16 protein-coding genes are annotated in these 17664 nt (G+C 51.0%); 1 reads left to right on the top strand and 15 read right to left on the bottom strand.

The window, feature by feature from the left end; translation table 11 throughout:
• Positions 1-12 precede the first annotated feature (12 nt).
• The 14 genes from AC0YNV_RS05725 to AC0YNV_RS05660 form a co-directional block, all read right to left on the bottom strand.
• The gene (locus AC0YNV_RS05725; protein WP_475766566.1) at positions 13-378 is read right to left on the bottom strand and encodes a hypothetical protein; all 366 of its coding nucleotides are present in this window, start codon (positions 376-378) and stop codon (positions 13-15) included.
• A gap of 85 nt (positions 379-463) precedes the next feature.
• Complete coding sequence (locus tag AC0YNV_RS05720; RefSeq protein ID WP_475766564.1) at positions 464-1372, bottom strand: pyridoxamine 5'-phosphate oxidase family protein; 909 nt, start codon at positions 1370-1372, stop codon at positions 464-466.
• Between the two features lie 256 nt (positions 1373-1628).
• Positions 1629-2249, bottom strand: a complete 621-nt coding sequence (locus AC0YNV_RS05715; protein ID WP_475766562.1) for a CGNR zinc finger domain-containing protein — start codon at positions 2247-2249, stop codon at positions 1629-1631.
• 333 nt (positions 2250-2582) lie between these two features.
• Entirely contained in the window at positions 2583-3563 is a 981-nt protein-coding gene (locus tag AC0YNV_RS05710) for an aldo/keto reductase (protein ID WP_475766560.1), read from the bottom strand.
• A gap of 84 nt (positions 3564-3647) precedes the next feature.
• Positions 3648-4148, bottom strand: coding sequence for an isochorismatase family protein (locus tag AC0YNV_RS05705; RefSeq protein ID WP_475766558.1), 501 nt, complete (start codon positions 4146-4148; stop codon positions 3648-3650).
• 160 nt (positions 4149-4308) lie between these two features.
• Complete coding sequence (locus tag AC0YNV_RS05700) at positions 4309-5286, bottom strand: N-acetylglucosamine kinase (protein ID WP_475766556.1); 978 nt, start codon at positions 5284-5286, stop codon at positions 4309-4311.
• Between the two features lie 18 nt (positions 5287-5304).
• Positions 5305-6468, bottom strand: a complete 1164-nt coding sequence (locus tag AC0YNV_RS05695) for an MFS transporter (protein WP_475766554.1) — start codon at positions 6466-6468, stop codon at positions 5305-5307.
• Between the two features lie 48 nt (positions 6469-6516).
• On the bottom strand, positions 6517-8127 hold the full coding sequence (locus AC0YNV_RS05690; RefSeq protein ID WP_475766552.1) for a gamma-glutamyltransferase family protein: 1611 nt from the start codon (positions 8125-8127) through the stop codon (positions 6517-6519).
• Positions 8128-9258: a Gfo/Idh/MocA family oxidoreductase gene (locus AC0YNV_RS05685; protein WP_475766550.1), complete on the bottom strand. Its 1131-nt coding sequence runs from the start codon at positions 9256-9258 to the stop codon at positions 8128-8130.
• Between the two features lie 12 nt (positions 9259-9270).
• Positions 9271-10074, bottom strand: coding sequence for a sugar phosphate isomerase/epimerase family protein (locus AC0YNV_RS05680; RefSeq protein WP_475766548.1), 804 nt, complete (start codon positions 10072-10074; stop codon positions 9271-9273).
• Between the two features lie 143 nt (positions 10075-10217).
• Complete coding sequence (locus tag AC0YNV_RS05675) at positions 10218-11630, bottom strand: ABC transporter substrate-binding protein (protein ID WP_475766546.1); 1413 nt, start codon at positions 11628-11630, stop codon at positions 10218-10220.
• An 87-nt stretch (positions 11631-11717) separates the two neighbouring features.
• Positions 11718-12593 carry a carbohydrate ABC transporter permease gene (locus AC0YNV_RS05670; RefSeq protein ID WP_379113461.1) on the bottom strand — a complete coding sequence of 292 codons (876 nt, stop codon included), beginning with the start codon at positions 12591-12593 and terminating at the stop codon, positions 11718-11720.
• Positions 12594-12600: 7 nt separating this feature from the next.
• Positions 12601-13506, bottom strand: a complete 906-nt coding sequence (locus AC0YNV_RS05665) for a carbohydrate ABC transporter permease (protein WP_210045367.1) — start codon at positions 13504-13506, stop codon at positions 12601-12603.
• Positions 13507-13913: 407 nt separating this feature from the next.
• Complete coding sequence (locus tag AC0YNV_RS05660; protein WP_475767309.1) at positions 13914-15200, bottom strand: 6-phospho-beta-glucosidase; 1287 nt, start codon at positions 15198-15200, stop codon at positions 13914-13916.
• 412 nt (positions 15201-15612) lie between these two features.
• Between AC0YNV_RS05660 and AC0YNV_RS05655 the strand changes: the two genes are divergently transcribed.
• Positions 15613-16350: a GntR family transcriptional regulator gene (locus AC0YNV_RS05655; RefSeq protein ID WP_475766544.1), complete on the top strand. Its 738-nt coding sequence runs from the start codon at positions 15613-15615 to the stop codon at positions 16348-16350.
• Between the two features lie 107 nt (positions 16351-16457).
• On the opposite strand, the gene AC0YNV_RS05650 is transcribed toward AC0YNV_RS05655, so the two are convergent.
• Entirely contained in the window at positions 16458-17579 is a 1122-nt protein-coding gene (locus tag AC0YNV_RS05650; protein WP_475766542.1) for a polysaccharide deacetylase family protein, read from the bottom strand.
• Positions 17580-17664 lie beyond the last annotated feature (85 nt).

Genomic DNA, 17664 nt, shown 5'->3' with positions numbered 1-17664 from the left:
GATGGCTGAATTTTAGAGAATAACCGGGATAAAACCTTCTTTAATATATTGGGCAAATGGAAGATGGCCTCCGCTTGCCTCACTGCCTGCCAGCGGTACACCCGCCTGCTGCATTTCTTCTGCAACTTCAAAAAATCCTGAGCAGGCAGTGCAGCCGCCTTTAATAATACCGGTTTTGAGAGCCTGTTTGTACAGAGGGTTCAACTCGTGATCCGGTTTGGCAAATTCAGTTGGCCAATACGTTCCAGCTCCGTCAAAAAAGAGCCCCGCTTCAATGCCCGCTTCATGCAGTTCGATGCCGTACAACAAGCCATGCAGCGCTCTGGCCATATCCTGTTTACCTGCTTGAACAATGATTATATATTTATTTGTACTCATGTAAAATTCCTCCTAAATAGTAGTTGACACAAAATAAAACCTGCTTAAATCCGCGATTGCTTATACACACCACCACCTTAAATCTTTATAAAATTGGATTATACGGAGAAGCTTCGCCGTTAATCCACCCCAGTGTTGAGCCATTATTCAGTTGATGCACCTCATCGATACGAAAACGTACCAATCTGCTTGCTCCCGGGAATTCTGCTATTTCATTCTCATCCCATATCACTTCAGCTTGTCCGGCCAGATGCAGGGAATGGCCGTTGTCGTAATCGATAAATAATAACCCTGTAGCTGAATTCGTAACAATATTGCCGAGCGTATTGAACATAGAGTTCCCGAAGTAGTCAGGTATCACCAATTCCGACTCGCTCGCCACCTGAACGAATCCCGGATTTCCGCCCCTATGTGAAGCATCAGCCTCGTAAGCCGAGTTTAAGCTCCCAATGTAGAAGGTATCGGCGGATTCAATCCACTCTTGGTGTTCTTTGCTCAATATGCGGCTGCGATGCTCCGATACCAGGCTGCGATGCTTGTCTCCGTCTTCACGTAAATTTCTTTTGCGAATATATTTTGGGCAGTTCCCGTAGACCTGTTTGGTGTTTAATTTCAATCCATTTTCATCAAAGGAATCGACTACTCCGTTAATCCGAAGACGTATTCGTCTGTTTGCGTCCATGATCAACAATCCCAATGGCCGATTCAGGCTGATGGATTGAAAATTGATATCTTTCAAATAGGAAGGTGCATGGATTTGGACGGTTTTCTCGTCAGACGCTTCAATAAATCCCTCGTCTCCCGTCAAAAACGAAATCCATACTTTTCCGTTTGTATCTCCATAAGCAACCACAACAAACATTTGCTTATTTAAAAATGCAGCCGCACCTTTTGAAAGATGCGAACTGATCATTTTACTGTTTTGAGCAGCTAACACCGATTCCTCTGCCATTTCTTGAACCATTAACTCTCCCGCATGAAAATTTTCCGACATTCTGATCACCCTTTACGACGAATAACTGTATAACACGATTAGTTTCTCTTAACATACCCAATAAAGCTGATCATCTTATCTTAATTTGATATGGCGGGGCATGGTTGCTTTCGATTGGTTATTTAACCGTCATAAACTCAATTAAGAGAATTATATAATAATTTATTTAACCTGTAAACAATATTTTTGGCGGTTAATTATTTACTGTTTGCTCATGAAAAAAAAGAGCCTTAGAAGATATCTTCTAAGACCCTGTTCACAAGCTTCCTTTATTCCGTTGCCGTTCAAGATAAGCTGTCACCTTCATCCTGTTCCCACAGGTTTTCTGACTGCACCATCTGCGTGTACTGTTCTTGCTGTTGTCATAGAAGTAAAGGACACATTCCGGATTCTCACACTTTTTGACCAATGATAAATTGTAATGACATAAAAAATCTACAGCCGTTTCGGCGATAGGAGCAATAATATCAAGCAGCCTTTGCATAGTTATATGCTGTAAAGTGCCAAAACCTTTATCTGTCTTTATTATTTTCTTCGTAATTACCCGGTCTTTAAGAAAGCTGTTCACAATTTCAATACATTCACCATAAGCCTCTTCTTGATTCAACCCATTCTGGACAAGGGTGAGCAGACTGCTTCGCAATCTTCGGGCTTCATGAACAACATGAAGTCTTTCATCCATATTACTCCATCCCGGTACGTTATGATCAACCTCTTCTTGGCCCAGCATATCTGCTTGATTTAACCAATCGAGGATATCCGCAAACGATTCAAGCAGATCATATGGTTTTCCATTGTGGACTATCTTCGTATTTATAAAATCCAGAATCGGATGATTTCCAATAAAATTAAAGGATGGCGCGATTATTTTTGGCATCTTATGCATCGCTCCTTAATACGTTCTGCACGGAAGGAATTATGGTTTGTGATTGTCTTCCGTTATCCATATGGTACTCGTTATGTTATACCCAGGTCAATCAAATGATACCCCTTGCAGAAAAAGCAAACTATTAAAGCCTTCGCATAAGAAGAAACGGCTGAAGTTCTTTTGGCGGCAGAGTTAGTTTCTTCCTCAATAAATATCATAGACCAGTTTTATCCTTTCTGATATTTGAACAAACAACACCCGCCCGGCTCATGCCGAACGGGTGCCATTTCAAAAGTTTAATCGTGCTGTGCCTCTGACAACGAAGCTCGGCTTGGCATAACCTTACCAGGCGTAAGCTTTGGGGGCTTCGCCGCCGGGACCAGGGAAAATTTCGTCCAGCCGCTTCAATGTTTCTTCGCTCAGAACGATATCGACGACGCGAAGCGCTCCTTCAAGCTGCTCCATCGTGCGCGGTCCGATGATCGGCGCCGTCATGGCAGGATGAGCCAGCGTCCAGGCAAGTGAGATGTTGGCTTCGGACTCGCCAAGCTCTTTGGCAAGTCCAGCGAAGGCTTCAAGCTGCGCCCGGTGCTTGTTCACCCGGGTCTGATCGCTGGCGCGTCTTGAGCCTGCCACGGGATTTAAAGCATTGCCGCTCAGGATGCCGCCATCCAGCGGACTCCAGGCAATGACGCCGATGCCGTATTCCTGTGCCGCAGGCAGCAGCTCCAATTCGGGCTGACGCGTAAGCAGGCTGTATTTATGCTGTTCGGACACAAGTCCGAGCAGGCCTTTCGATTTGGCTTCGTACTGAGCCTTGACCAGATCGCGTCCAGCGAAATTGCTGGAGCCGACATAACCGATCTTGCCTTGGTACTGGGCGATGCGGAAGCCTTCCCACAGCTCGTCCCAGGAAACATCGCGATCGACGTGGTGCATCTGATAGAGCTCGATATGATCCGTTTGCAGCCGGAGAAGCGAGCCTTCCAGATGACGGCGCAGCTTATAAGCCGACAGGCCTGCCCCGCTGTTCGGACCGTCATTCTTGTCGCTCATGTCCCCGTAGAATTTGGTCGCAAGCACGACCTTCTCCCGCCTGCCCCCGCCCTGCGCGAACCAGCGGCCGATAATCTCTTCCGTACGGCCGGCATTTTCTCCCCAACCGTAAATATTAGCTGTATCGAAGAAGTTAATCCCCGCATCAAGCGCTGCATCCATAATGCGGAACGCGTCCTTCTCTTCGGTGTCGACGCCGAAATTCATCGTACCCAGACAAAGCTTGCTGACGTTTAGTCCGGATTTTCCCAGCTTGGTGTATTTCATTGACTTCTCCTCCTCTACGATTGCATTCTTGATTATTGTAAACGATTTAATGATAGATTTGCCAGCTTGATTGCCTATCCGTTTTTAAACCAGTTCACTCAACATGAATTTAATCGCCGGATAGGAGACGACATGACGGTCCCGGTAAGTCGAGCTGACAGCCTCGTTGTTTGCGCTTATAATTCCCCGCTGCAATATGCCGGCCTGAAACCCGCGTTCCAATGCGCCATTCGTCGTGAAGGTCACACAATATTCCGCAGAAAAACCGGCAACAACAATAAATCCAACTCCTTGATCACGAAGCACCTGCTCCAGATCCGTCTTCCAGAACCCGTTGGAGTACAGCTTTTCTACCCGTATATCCTTTGGGCCCACGACGATCTCCGGCACAATATCTCTTGCCTCCGGATCCGTGTCCTCATCCGCACCATCCATATCCTGAATATGGATGACCGTCTGCTCTTTATCCCGCATCATACTGGACACATAATTGATATACTCGCTCGCTCCTCTTATCTTTGCTTTCTCCACATAGCCGTTCAGATAAACATTTTGCATATCCACGATCAATAATCCCATCTTCATTCCTGCAGCTCCCTTCAGATTCTCCGGCAACTCATATTGTATTCGAGACAGGCATTTGTTTATCCTTTTTGGCGCATCCATAATAATTGGATATCTTTAACACACAGCAGGACTGCCGGGTGACCCGGCAGTCCTGAGCTTTCGTTCCGATTGCTTAGGGCTATTGATAGCTGCCATATTCTTCGAAACGTTTTATAATCGAATCCGTTACCGGTACTCCCAACTGATCCATGGCCAACAATACGGAGCCGAATACGGGCGCCATTTTCGGAATGATGAATTCAAAATGCTCGTTCTGCTGTGCGATCCTGTCCCTTAAAGCGGCCAGCAGATGCGGATTTCTTCCTTCCTGCACGACACTGCCGACCATGACGACCGGTATCGTTTCCCCGGGGAAGCCTCCCAACCGGCTGATCACGGAATTCGCGCCTCGGCCCAGCTCATCTCCCGCCCGGCGCAGCAGCCTGATGGCCAGCGCGTCTCCCTCATCCCCCGCTTCATGCAAAATCAGCGTCATGTCATGGGGGACTTCCGCAATGTCGTGATCAAGGAAGTGGTCGAATACCTGCCCCATGTCGGCAAAACCAAAATACTTCGCTACTTTATCGGGCAGAATCGACGGTTCCTCCCGCATTTCCCAGGAACGGACGGCGTGACTGAAGGTCTCTCTGGCCAAGTCCCCGCCTCCCGTCCGGTCGCCGAACAGATAACCGAAGCCGCCGGTCTGTACCATGCGGCCCTCGCGATTCCTCCCTGCCGCATTGGTGCCGCTTCCACAAACCAGAACGATGCCGATGTTGTCCTTGGTACCCGCGCGCAGCCCCTCGTATGTATCGCAAACCACATCCCATTTCAAGAAAGGCAGGCTGGCCAAGCCGGGACGAAGAATATCAAAATCCTTTTGCCGGTCGGCGCCTGCCAGCCCATACTGCACAAAAGCAATGTCCTCATAACGCAATCCGGCCTGTTCAAGCGCCATGTCGGCAGATTTTATGATATTGGCGAGCGCTGTGTCGATCCCCGGTACCTGATGATTCCCGCAGCCGGCCAGTCCGCGGGCGATCAGGCGGCCCTCAGCATCCGTTATAACCGTAAAAGTCTTGCTGTTTCCTCCGTCCACACCCATCATATATGCCATTGTTCGTCTCCCTTTCATCTAGGTATTGGAGCGGTCAGACAGCTGAAATTCAGCAGCCCCGGGTTGCTGCATGCCGATGAATAAAACGGATGCCGCAGCACTCAGGATGGACAAAACCAGATACAGCGCCGGCGCTCCCCAAATCTCCACGATAACGCCGCCAGCGGCAATCCCGATGACGCCGCCCATCCCCGAGCTGACAGCCGCAAAGATCGTCTGAAACGTTGCTTTCGTATTTTTGCTGGCATAGCTTTCCACGACCTCAACAAAGGTGCCCGCAGCGAACGCGAAGGAAATTCCATCAAGCAGCTGGACGCCAAGCGTAAGGTAAACATGGTGGAACAAGAACAGAATCAGGCACCGGAGCGCAAAGATAAACGCAGCAAGCGCGAGCAGCCGGAATCTCCCGATCCTCCGGCTCAGCTTGGCGGCAGCCCAGAACATGGGGACTTCAATCAAGGCCGCTGCTGCAAACGCGCTGCCAAGAAGCGCTTTGTCAAACCCCATTTCCTGAAAATACAGGGGCAGAAACGTGGAGCTGCTGGCCATGGACATGACCAGAATCAGACAGATGCCCAGATAGGCCATAAACGGCTTGTTCCCGATCACCTCTTTCGCCTGCTGGAGCAGCGTAATTTCAAGCTTAGAAGAGGTCCTGGACTTCGGGAATCCGAACAGCAGGGCGAAGACCAGGAGGCTGAACCCAAGATAATAGGCAAAAATGCTGCCGTAACCGTACTTGTCATACAGGAATCCCGTGCTGATTGTTCCAACCGAGTAGCTGAGCGCCCCCCACAGACGGATGCTGCCAAAGCTGAATCCGGCACGGCTGCCGATTTCTACTGCAATGGAGTCGCTGAGCGGTCCTGTCGAGGAATGGAACCATGTGAAAAGTACGGATAAAGCGATAACGGCGCCGAATTCATTCACGTAATGAAAACCAAGACCGATAACCGGCGCCGCGATGACCGAAATCATGATTATTTTTCTTGGACTTCCGATGCGGTCATTAATCAGTCCCATGACAGGCTGTGCAATGACGCTCACCAACGCCCATAAGGACAGAATAAATCCGACCTCCGAGGTGCTGAACCCTTTTTCACTGAAATAAAGACTCGTATACGGCATGAATACGGACATGGAAAGGTACAGAAAAAAATAATAAGCCGCTAAAATACCCACAGTTGAAATCTCCCAGGTTGTATATAGGCCTTGCCCTGCATAAAACGGTTACCAGGCCGCGACTTCGCCATCCGCCCGCGGTTCCGTTCCGCCTGCCAGCACGCCGCTATCCGGATCTCTCCAGATAATCTGACCGCGGCCGAACATGCCGGAATCCAGCGCCCGCTGCACAATATGCCCTTTGCGGGCCAGCGCCTGGGCCAGATAATCCGGAAATTGAGGCTCCACCTCGATAATCTTGTCCCGGAGCCATCTCCATCTCGGCGCGTCCAGGGCAGCCTGGGGATTCAGTCCAAAATCGATCGTATTAAGCAGAATTTGCACATGCGCCTGCGGCTGAATGGAGCCGCACATGACGCCGAAAGGTCCGACAGGAACGCCGCCTTTGGTAAGAAAACCGGGAATAATCGTGTGAAAGGTTTTCTTGCCCGGCTCCAGAACATTCAAATGTTCGGGGTTCAAGGAGAAGCCGGTGCCCCGGTTTTGCATGCAAATCCCGGTTCCGGGGATAACAACGCCCGCTCCAAAATCGCCTGCGTGGCTCTGAATGAATGAGACCATATTCCCCTCCCCGTCAGCGGCAGCAAGGTACACCGTACCGCCCTTCGGAGGCTCGCCCGGTTGAGGGGTGACAGCCTGATCTCCGATCAGTGCTCTTCTGCTATCTGCATAGGAATCCGAAAGCAGCTCCTCTACGGAGACATTCATTTTCCGGGGGTCGGTAATGTATTTGAGTCCGTCGACAAATGCCAGTTTGACCGCTTCGATCTGCTTGTGATAGGTATCGGCCAGGTCCTTGGCGGCAAAGTCGAAGCCCTTCAGAATATTGAGCGCAAGCAGCGCCACCAGCCCCTGTCCGTTGGGCGGAATTTCCCATACTTCATAGCCTTTGTAAGCGACATGAATGGGATCAACCCACTCGGGATAAAATGCCGCCAAATCCGCTTTCCGCAGGAATCCCCCTTGCTCGCGGAAGTGCAGGTCGATCTTGTCTGCGAGCTCTCCCCTGTAGAACGATTCCGCTTTTGTTTCCGCGATGGACTGGAGCGTCCTTGCATGATCCGGGGAACGCCATATTTCCCCGGCGGCAGGGGCTCTGCCCTCCGGCGCGAAAGTATCCAGCCATGGCTGATACAGCTCACTGTTCAGTCCGCTGATGTTTCGGAAACCGTCCGCCCAATATTTCGCGATGGTCGGCGATACGGGGAAGCCATGCTCCGCATAGTCGATGGCCGGCTGCAGCACTTCCGTCAGGGGAAGGCGGCCAAAGCGCTCGGACAATGCGGCCCAGGATCCGGGAGTGCCGGGCACCGTCACCGGGACCATCCCGTACGCGGGAATCCGCTCCAGCCCTTCCGCCTTCACTTTCTCCACACTTATCGAGGCAGGCGACGGCCCGCTTGAATTCAGTCCGTGCAGCTTCCCTTCCGTCCATACAATGGCAAATGTATCGCCCCCGATGCTGTTGGAATTCGGCTCCACTACCGTCAAGCAGGCAGCCGCTGCGATTGCCGCATCGATGGCATTCCCGCCTTTCTTGAGAATGTCAAGCCCCGCTTGGGCAGCGAGGGGCTGGGAAGTCGCAACCATGCCTTTGCTGCCATAGGTTGTCATGCGCTGGGATGGATAAGGATTAAACAAGGATTCGAATTTTATCATCTAGATCTCCTTCTCTGCAGTCAAATACGAGAGCTCTGCCACTTCATCTGTGGCGACTTCCCGGTCCAGACGGCTGGACAAATATATGCCCTCGCTGATGAGCATGGTCTTCAGCGCAATTTCGGCGGTTGGCAGCAGCCCGACTCTACCCTGCAGCGCCGCGACCCAATGCTTGGAGGAAGAATCGTATGCGTCCTCATCGGGATTCAACCGGTGCCGGCGCTCGCTCATAGCATTGAGGTCCAGCGTGCTGTCGAAATCCATATCGCAGATCGTCGTGTGATAGCTGAAGGCTGACTTCGGATGTATATCCGAATAAGCCGGCAGCCGGATGCCGCCCTGCGATCCGGATATGCTGCTGCCTTCGAACCCGTCCAGATGAAGAGACCAGGCTTCGATAATATCCATGGAGACCCCGCCTGCAAAACGGACGAATCCCATGCCTGACTCCTCTACGTCAAAGCCGCTTTCTGCCCTGCGCTTGGGGTCCATGTCCATCTCCTGATACAGCTTTCCGGAAATCCGTGCAACCTCCGGCATGCCCAGCAGATACAACAGCTGCGCGATATGGTATACGCCCATATCCAGGAGAGCGCCGCCGTTTGCAAACTCCTTGCGCGTAAACATCCTGGAGCCATAACCGTCAACAAAAGGACGCCCGCGCCGCCGGAAACCGGTAGACCGGGCATGGTAGAGCTTGCCGAGCTTGCCGGCCTCAATCAGCGTTTTGGCCGCCTTCGTCTCGTTCCGGTACAGCGTACCCAGCTGGATATGCAGCATTTTTCCGCATTCCTGCGCCATTTCCACCATCGCCAGGCCATCCCGGTAAGTTCCGGCGATGGGCTTCTCGCAGTACACATGCTTCCCTGCCTGCAGGGCGGCGATTGTCGCTTCCGCGTGGAGGTTATTGTGCAGGCACACATCCACAGCGGTCAGATCGTCGCGCGCCAGCATCTGCCTGTAATCAGAATATACGCTGGAAATCTGGTATTGTTCTGCGGTTTTGCGGGCTTCCTGCTCATTGATATCGCACACGGCGGCAATTTCAACGCCCTCAATGGCGGAATATTGCTGAATATGATGCTTTCCTATCAAACCGACGCCGATAATTCCAATTCTGACCGGTTCCATAGCCGCTTCCTCTCAGGCCTCAGCCATTTGATAAAATTTCCGTCTTATCGATGACAGCAGCCACTCGATTTCCGCATACTGGTTTTCCTTGGCATTGTACTCAACGGCCCAGTGCCCATCGTAGCCCGCCTGCTCCAAGGCCCGAATCGAGACTTCGATATCACCCGAAGCTACGGTTTTCGCATCGATATGCGTATGCACCACCCATGGTGCCACTATGGCATCGCCGTCGGCAAATTCGGGCTTCCAGCGTTTCAAATGCAGCAGGATGCCAAAGTTCGGACGGTCCACCGCCTCGGCAATCCGTTTGAGCAGATGCGGGTTCAAGGCCGCGCCCATGTGATTCTCCGGGCCGACCGTATATCCATGCTCCGCCGCACGATCGCAATATTCACGATAACGATTCACGATATAGTCAAATTCCTGCTCGGTTATTTCCTCTGTCCGATTATTGCAAATATCGATCCGGACGGTTTTGGCTCCCAGGATTTCGGAAGCGCGCAGGTGAAGCAGCGCGTTTTGATACAGCCGCTCGCGCAGGTCCGTATCCTGATCGATGAGATGCACACCATCAAGGGCGATATTCGCAACGGTTAACCCTTTCTCGTCGATCGCCTCCCGGATCTTGCGGATTTCCTCTTCTTCGGGCAGAATAACCAGACCGCTATCGTCCTGCGCCGCGAAAAATCCATTCCACAAATCGACGGCATCCAGACGGTACCGGTATTTAACAGACTCGAGGTAGCCGAAAATATCCATTTCCCCCGCCCGCATCGTATTAAAAAAAGAAAAAGCCCCAATGGAAAGCTTCAACAAAATGCCCACTCTCCTTACCTATGCTAATTTTATGACCGGGAGGACTGACAGTCGAGCCCTCCCGGCTTTTGTTCCACAATAGCCTTAATTTAAAAATCCGGTGATTAACCTGCGCAGCCAGCCTTTCTTATTCACCGTGCTTTTTACTTGCCGGCCTTCTGTTTGATTTCATCCAGCAGTTTTTGAAACTTAGGATTCATCTTCTCCAGCACACCTGCCGGATCCTCTTCCTTATTGAAAATCGGCTGCTGCTCGTTCAGCATGAAGGAGGTAATATCTCCGTATCCGGCAATGAGATGGTTCGGCGACTCTTTGCCCTTCTCAATTGCTGCCGTATTGACTTCCTCCAGGTATTGGATATCGGTCAAATCGCTGTACTGCTTGAACCACTCTTCATAAGCCACGCTGTCAGCCGGCGGATAGCCGGTTTCCTTGGTCATTTCCAGCTGCATTTCGGGACTGGTCATGAATTGAACCAGCTTCCATGCCGCATCCGGATTCTTCGATTTGGAGGAAATCATAAGCGGATCCGCATAGATGAATGGCGTCGATGTTCCGGCAGGTCCGGTCGGAAGCGGAAGCACGCCGAACTTCGTGTTTGTCTCTTTGAATCCGCCCATCGCCCAGCTGCCGACCAGTGACATCGCTACCTTGCCTGTGAGGATCGGATCGCCGATTTTGCTGATGGAGTCCAGAACGGCTCCCGTCGGCATGATTTTGTCTTTAAAAATAAGATCCTGGAAAAACTTCGTGGAATCTACGATTTTGGGATCGGTCAAGTCGGCTTTGTCTACAAATCCGGTCGCATAGCCGCTGTCAAAAACATCAAGTCCCCAGTCCCAGCTGTAGGTCAACAAATGCTCGCCCATTCCATAGGTGAAGCCGTATATGGCGCTTGGCTTGCCGTAATCCTTGCTCACCGACTTCGCCAATTCGGTTAATTTCTCCCAGGTCCATGCAGCATCTCCAGGCTTGTAGTTCTCTACCGTAACGCCGGCTTTCTCGAATATAGCCTTGTTGTAGAAGATCATGCTGGAGTAAACATTAAGCGGGATGCCCATTTGTTTGTCGCCGACTTTGTAGATATCGAGCGTGGCTTGCGAAATGTTGGGATTATTGAACTGCGACATATAAGGAGTAAGATCGAGCACCATGTCGCGGACATTATAATCGACGAAACCGCTTTGCCCCCAATGGCTCCACACATCCGGCGGCGTTCCGCCCGCAACCATGGTGTTCATTTTGGAATCGAACTGCTCATAAGGTACGCTGATAATTTCCAGAGTGATGTTTGGATTGGCTTCTTCAAACTTCTTCTTAATGACGTCCGGCAGAAACTTGTCGCGGATCCCGTTGTCCTGGGCATTAAGCAGGGTGATGGTGACCTTCTCGCCGCTGCCCGCATTATTGCCGCCGCTATTGCCTGCCGGTTCATTCGTTCCGGCGGCTTCGGGGCTGCTGCCCGCATTATTGTCCGTGCTCGAGCTGCAGCCGCTAAGAGCCAATACGACCAAAATACACGAAACGATTGTAACGCCTAACCACTTTCTCACCATGTGTAACCCTCCCATAATATTGTAGATGTGAACAGCTGTCATGAACCGCTAGACTCGGCCGGCATCAACTCCCTTCAGGACGGTCCCCTATTTCAATCCGGAGACGACAATCCCTTTCACGAAGTATTTCTGCGCCAGGAAGAAGATGATAATCGGAGGCAGAACAGCCATCAGCGCAGCGGCCATCAGCAAATGCCAGGGTACGATGTTGTACATGCTGGTAAAGGAAGATAATGCGATGGAAACGGTGTATTTGGAATCTGTATTGAGATAGATCAACGGGCCCAGGTAATCATTCCAGCGCCACATGAAGCCGAAGATTGCGGCGCTTGCCAACGCTGGACTGCACAGCGGCAGCGCGATATTCCAGAAGGTCCGCAGCTCGCTGCAGCCATCGAGTCTTGCCGCTTCGAACAAATCCACGGGAACCGAATTGAAGAATTGCCGCAGCAGGAAGATGATATAGGCCGAACCGAGAAAAGCAGGAACATTCAGGGGCAGATAGCTGTCGATCCAACCCAGGTTTTTAAACAGGACGAATTGCGGAATCATCGTTACGGGGTATGGGATCATCATGGTGGCCAATAGAATCAGGAACATGGCATTGCGGCCGTATCCGCGGTATCGCGAGAATCCGTAAGCCACAATAGCGGAAGAAAAGACTTCTCCGAATGTTCCGACAATAGCGTACATACCGGTATTGTAAAAATATTGGCCGAACGGTCTGGCATTGAACGCATCAATGAAGTTATGCCATACCATCGGACTTGGAATCCACTTGGGCGGAAACAAGAAAACATCCTGCTGCGTTTTGAGCGCGGTGCTGAGCATGATATAAAGCGGCATGATCATCAAAGCTGATAGAATAATCAGAATACTGAAGGCAAAAATTTTAACGGCCCGCTCCCCTGAGGCAATGGAGCTGCTTCGGGCGGCTGTTTGCTGTTTAACCTGGGTAGGCACGGACAATTTATTCCCCTCCTTCGTAATGAACCCAACGTTTGGATACCTTCATCATCAGCCAGGTCAGAATCCCCACGACGATGAACAGCACCCATGCCATCGCCGAAGCGTAGCCGAGGTTGAACGATCTGAAGGTTTGTTGGTATAAATAGTACACATAGAAGTACGAGGCATAGTTCGGTCCGCCCTTGGTCATGACATCCGCCTGGACAAACACCTGGAAGGATCCGATAATCCCTGTAATCAGAAGGAACAGCGTGACAGGGGAAATCATCGGAATTGTAATATGCAGCATTTGTTTGAAGCGGGATGCCCCATCGATCTGGGACGCTTCGTACAGATTTGCAGGAACGCTCTTGAGGCCGGCAAGATAGATCACCACATTATTGCCCAGTGTCCATAGCGACATCATGATCAGGGAAGGAATGACCCAATTCTCGTCCGCCAGCCATTGGGGACCGACCGAGCCGGTTATTTTGTAGTACAGCACGTTAACGACTCCAAAATCAGGGTCCAGCAGCCAGACCCATAACAAGGAAAGCACTACGCCGGAGACGACCGACGGGAGATAAATGATGGTGCTGAATATGCGCTGACCCGGTATACGGACATTCAAGAGCATGGCCAGCAGCAGAGAAACCGCAAGACCTACCGGAACGCCTACCAGGGTGTAATACAAGGTGACCCCTGAGGATTTCCAGAACAGTTCATTGTGAAACAGATTGGTGTAGTTTTGCAAACCGATGAAGACGGGATCGTGGGCGATATCGTAGCGTGTAAAACTATAGTAGCCGGATAACAGAATCGGTCCGCCTGTGAAGAGTATGAGTCCGATGATCCAAGGAGAAATGAAGAGGTAGAAGTATTTCGTTTCACGAAAGTCCGCTTTTTGCCGTAGACGCTTGCCCGTCATATGGGGTCTCCTTCCCTTAAATCGTTAGTAACCTTGCGAAAGGTATAACTCTGCCAGCTCAGAAGAAACGGCTTCGCCGTCTGATGTCGGCAAAGTTGGCTTCTTCCTCAAAAGAAAAGGCGGGGCCAAATTGTATACGTTCTGATATTTGTACGAAAGGGAATTGCCTCAAAACATTCGATGAAGCTGTAAAATTGACAGCGTTTACAATCCGCGTTTGCGATTTCCCCATACCCGGCTCGGCATTTCTTGCGGGCAGCTCCTCACCTCCTGTTTGATCCGGTTAGCAAGCATATACGAAAATGGCTGAAAACCTTTTTTTCATTATATATGTTACTACCTTTTATGTAAATATAAAAATCATAGTGATGATTCTATATGATTGAAAACTTGTTACTTCAAGAGTTTTATTTGAATTGGGGAAGGTACTCTCTGTTCGACTCGATGATCTCATCCAGCAATTGCTTGGCCAGCTTCGCGCTGCCAACCAGCGGATGCAGCGTCAACGCCTGCAGACCAGCCAAATAGTCCCCCTCCGCTGCCGCTTTCACGGTAAGCTCCTCATAAGCTTTCACCATTTGCAGCAGGCCCCTGATCTGCGGCGGGATCGGCGTGTCGATTTGAACCGGATGCGCTCCCTGGGAATCGATGACACAGTTGATCTCAACGGATACATCTTCCGGCAGAAAAGGCAGAATGCCGTTGTTGCGTACATTCACCGTCTGGATATCCTTCGTATCGTTGTAGATCGACTTGATCAGATTGACGGCAGCTTCTGAGTAGTAGGCGCCTCCACGCTGCTGCAGCTGAGGGGGCTTGATTGTGAGCGTTGGATCTTTATACAATTCGAACAGCTCGGCTTCAACCCGTTTCACATCGTCAGCGCGGGTTGTCCCTTTGTCCAGAAACGCCTTGTTCATATCTTCAAACACGAGGTCTTTCATATAATAATAACGATGATAGCTGCATGGCAGTGCTCCGACGGATTGCAGGAACTCCGCATCCCATCCGAAATCAGGGATATTCTTCATCGTAAGCCCGCTTGCTCCGGCGGCTTTATTCAACACATCGGCGGTGATGTCGACCCCATCCACCACGATGCGCGTCGTCCAGTTCAAATGATTGATGCCGACCATTTCAATGCTGACTTTGGACACATCCACATTGCATAGCCGGGCAATTTGCATCTTGGTGCCGATCGGGAGATTGCATAGACCCATCGTGCGGATCCTGGAATATTTCAGTACAGCCTCCGTGACAATACCGGCCGGATTCGTAAAATTGATCATATAGGCGTCCGGAGCCAGCTCCTCCATGTCCTTGGCGATATCCAGAATGACCGGAATCGTACGGAGCGCTTTGGCAAAGCCGCCTGCTCCCGTTGTTTCCTGGCCGATCAATCCGTACTTTAATGGAATCTTCTCATCCCTGGAGCGTGCGTCCAGCATGCCGATGCGCATCTGGGAGGTGACGAAGTCAGCGCCCTCAATCGCTTCCCGGCGGTCAAATGTGGTATGAATATTAATCGGCACTCCTGCTTTCTCAATCATTCTTCTGGCCAGATTGCCGACCGTCTCCAGCTTGTTCCGCCCTGCATCGATATCGACCAGATATAAATCCCGGACCGGGAGAACGTCCTGATTATTGATGAAGCCTTCGATCAGCTCCGGTGTATAAGACGACCCGCCACCCATAACCGCCACTTTTAACCGATCTTTTTCTTTTCTCACAATTGTGCAACCTCCATGTAGGGAATTGGTATAATGCCGACGGACATTTAAATAGAGTCAGTCATCGCTCACACTCCTTTACAGCAGCAAGTCATTGTCTTATTTGTTACTACATTTATAAACGAATTATAAATTCATAATAACAATTAGTCAACACAAAATATTCTGAACATTGAAAATCTAAGATGTCTGAATCGTAGGGAAAAGCAGGCGAAAACACAGATCCAGGGATCATATTTGTGCGAAATATCGTCTGCGAAGAAGCGAAGGCACAAATTGTTACCTTTCGAAGTTCGGGGAAATATGTTATTATGATTACGTTTTCAGCCTGATTTGTTTAAATTCATTGCCTAAAGGTCATTTGAGGAGCATCGATATGTCAACAAACAAGAACGTTGCGTTATATGTAGTCGTGAAACAAAAACTGCGGGAAGCCATTAAAGAAGGACAGTATCAACCGGGGGAACAGCTGCCGACAGAGGATGAATTGTGCAAAATGTACAATGTCAGCCGGACGACGATTCGCCAGGCGCTTCAGCAGCTGGAATTGGAAGGCCGCATCAATAAAATACAAGGCAAGGGGACTTTTATTTCCACTGCCAAATCGGGGATCGTTCATCATATGATCGCTCCGATCGTCAGCTTCTCCGATCACATGCAGGAGCTTGGCCGCCGTTCGGAAACAAGGGTTCTGGAAGCATCGGTTGTCCCGGCCGGACCACCGTTCCAGCAGCATCTCGAAATTCCGGAGCTGTCCCCCGTCACAAAGCTGGTGCGGCTGCGTTTGGCGGATGATCAGCCGGTTGCTTACGAAACCTCTTATCTGCCCTGGTCCCTGGCTCCAGGGCTCTCGAACGAGAAGCAGATCGGTTCGTTATTCAAGCTTCTGCAGGAAAAATACGGGCACCGGATAGACCGTTCCCTCGACACGCTGAAGCCGGTCATCGCGGACGATGATGTGGCGCGGCTGCTCGATATTGATCCCGGATCCCCCTCCATTCACATTCAAACGGTTTCCTATCTGCAGGATAATACGCCTATCGAATACAGCGAAAGCATTTTCCGCACCAATGTGTCCCACTTTATCATCGAACGAAGGTACGACCAAATGTGAGAAGGACCAAGCTAAGGCCGTCCTCTGTCAGAGAAGAAGGAGCCTCAAGGGCTCCCGATTGTCAAGATTATACAGGCCGGGACAGGGCAATGCCCTATCCCGGCGAACTATCGAATGCCAAGAAGCGGCGCCGCTTGATTATCCTGGACCAGCTCCGCTTTCCACCCCAGCTGTCTGCACATTTCACTCATCCTGCGGATATCTCTTCCCGCTTCGATTCGCGTACAGCCCAGCCGCATCGAGGCTTGCGCTGCCCAGCGAAGCAGATACACCAGCGTATCAGCCTGTGTTTCCTTGGCTGCGTAATCCATCAGGACAAGTGTGTCCCCGTCAACCCCTGCCCGAACGTAACCCCAGCAGCTATCCGAGAAATGCCTTACGGACAGCAGCTCGCGGTTCTCCATGACAGCCCCGCGGCTCAGAGGCGTCCTCAGATGCTCATACCAGTCCCGCTCGCTGGCATACGATGATGTAAATTGCGGAACTCGCCAGTCCGCTGATTCATAGGCCAGCCGTCGGAGATCTTCCTCCCTGGAAGCCGGCTCCCAATGATCTGCGGGAACATCTATTTCAGCCGGAACGTCAATGACAATTTTCCATGCCCGGAACGATTCCTTTATTCCCAGCGAACTCAGCAGCTCCGGGATACCGACGGGAGTGAGCCTCTTTTCGTACGCCTTGCGAATTAATGCTTTAAGTGCGGCCGGAGTGCCGAGAGCGATATCGTTGCTGTGCTGAACGACGATTGCCCCGTTTTGCAAACGCGGCTCGATCCGCTCCATGATTTGCTCGGCGGAGATGCCCGCCCAATCCCCCGAATCTTCCCCTTCCACATCCGTATAACCCCATTCGGCGAGCCATGCCAGATTCTCCGGCGTGAATGAACAATAGGGAAAACGCATGAATGCCGGACACGGCTGCCCGGTAACATCCTGATAGGCAAGCTCTGTCAGCTTCAGCTCCTCGAAGAATACGTCCCTTGGGAGCTGAGCCATGCGCCGATGATGGTAGGAATGAGGCGCAAGAACGTGGCCCCGGGCAATAATCGCCCGGGCTTCCCCGGGATGGCGGTCAATCCATTCTCCAGTGAAGAAAAATGTTCCTATTGCCCCTCCCTGCTCCAGAATGTCCAACCACAGTTCAACGGGATAGCGGTGCGGCCCATCGTCGAATGTAAATGCGCATAAGCTCTGGTCCAAATCTCCGTGCCAAATCACTTCGTTATTCATTTTTGACTCTCCTTGTCATGATGAATTTCATATCATACGTACAATTACTGAAAAATAACAGTAATGTTATAAACTATTTCTACAG

It is taken from the genome of Paenibacillus sp. JT31N11, from assembly GCF_056269285.1.
Note: the sequence above shows the minus strand (reverse complement) of the source record. Positions and strands in the feature narration are given on the sequence as shown.

Bases quoted from the DNA above. Each gene is read 5' to 3' on its own strand.
- AC0YNV_RS05725 (WP_475766566.1), bottom strand. From the start codon at position 378: ATGAGTACAAATAAATATATAATCATTGTTCAAGCAGGTAAACAGGAT.
- AC0YNV_RS05720 (WP_475766564.1), bottom strand. From the start codon at position 1,372: ATGTCGGAAAATTTTCATGCGGGAGAGTTAATGGTTCAAGAAATGGCA.
- AC0YNV_RS05715 (WP_475766562.1), bottom strand. From the start codon at position 2,249: ATGCCAAAAATAATCGCGCCATCCTTTAATTTTATTGGAAATCATCCG.
- AC0YNV_RS05710 (WP_475766560.1), bottom strand. From the start codon at position 3,563: ATGAAATACACCAAGCTGGGAAAATCCGGACTAAACGTCAGCAAGCTT.
- AC0YNV_RS05705 (WP_475766558.1), bottom strand. From the start codon at position 4,148: ATGAAGATGGGATTATTGATCGTGGATATGCAAAATGTTTATCTGAAC.
- AC0YNV_RS05700 (WP_475766556.1), bottom strand. From the start codon at position 5,286: ATGGCATATATGATGGGTGTGGACGGAGGAAACAGCAAGACTTTTACG.
- AC0YNV_RS05690 (WP_475766552.1), bottom strand. From the start codon at position 8,127: ATGATAAAATTCGAATCCTTGTTTAATCCTTATCCATCCCAGCGCATG.
- AC0YNV_RS05685 (WP_475766550.1), bottom strand. From the start codon at position 9,258: ATGGAACCGGTCAGAATTGGAATTATCGGCGTCGGTTTGATAGGAAAG.
- AC0YNV_RS05675 (WP_475766546.1), bottom strand. From the start codon at position 11,630: ATGGTGAGAAAGTGGTTAGGCGTTACAATCGTTTCGTGTATTTTGGTC.
- AC0YNV_RS05665 (WP_210045367.1), bottom strand. From the start codon at position 13,506: ATGACGGGCAAGCGTCTACGGCAAAAAGCGGACTTTCGTGAAACGAAA.
- AC0YNV_RS05660 (WP_475767309.1), bottom strand. From the start codon at position 15,200: ATGGGTGGCGGGTCGTCTTATACACCGGAGCTGATCGAAGGCTTCATC.
- AC0YNV_RS05655 (WP_475766544.1), top strand. From the start codon at position 15,613: ATGTCAACAAACAAGAACGTTGCGTTATATGTAGTCGTGAAACAAAAA.
- AC0YNV_RS05650 (WP_475766542.1), bottom strand. From the start codon at position 17,579: ATGAATAACGAAGTGATTTGGCACGGAGATTTGGACCAGAGCTTATGC.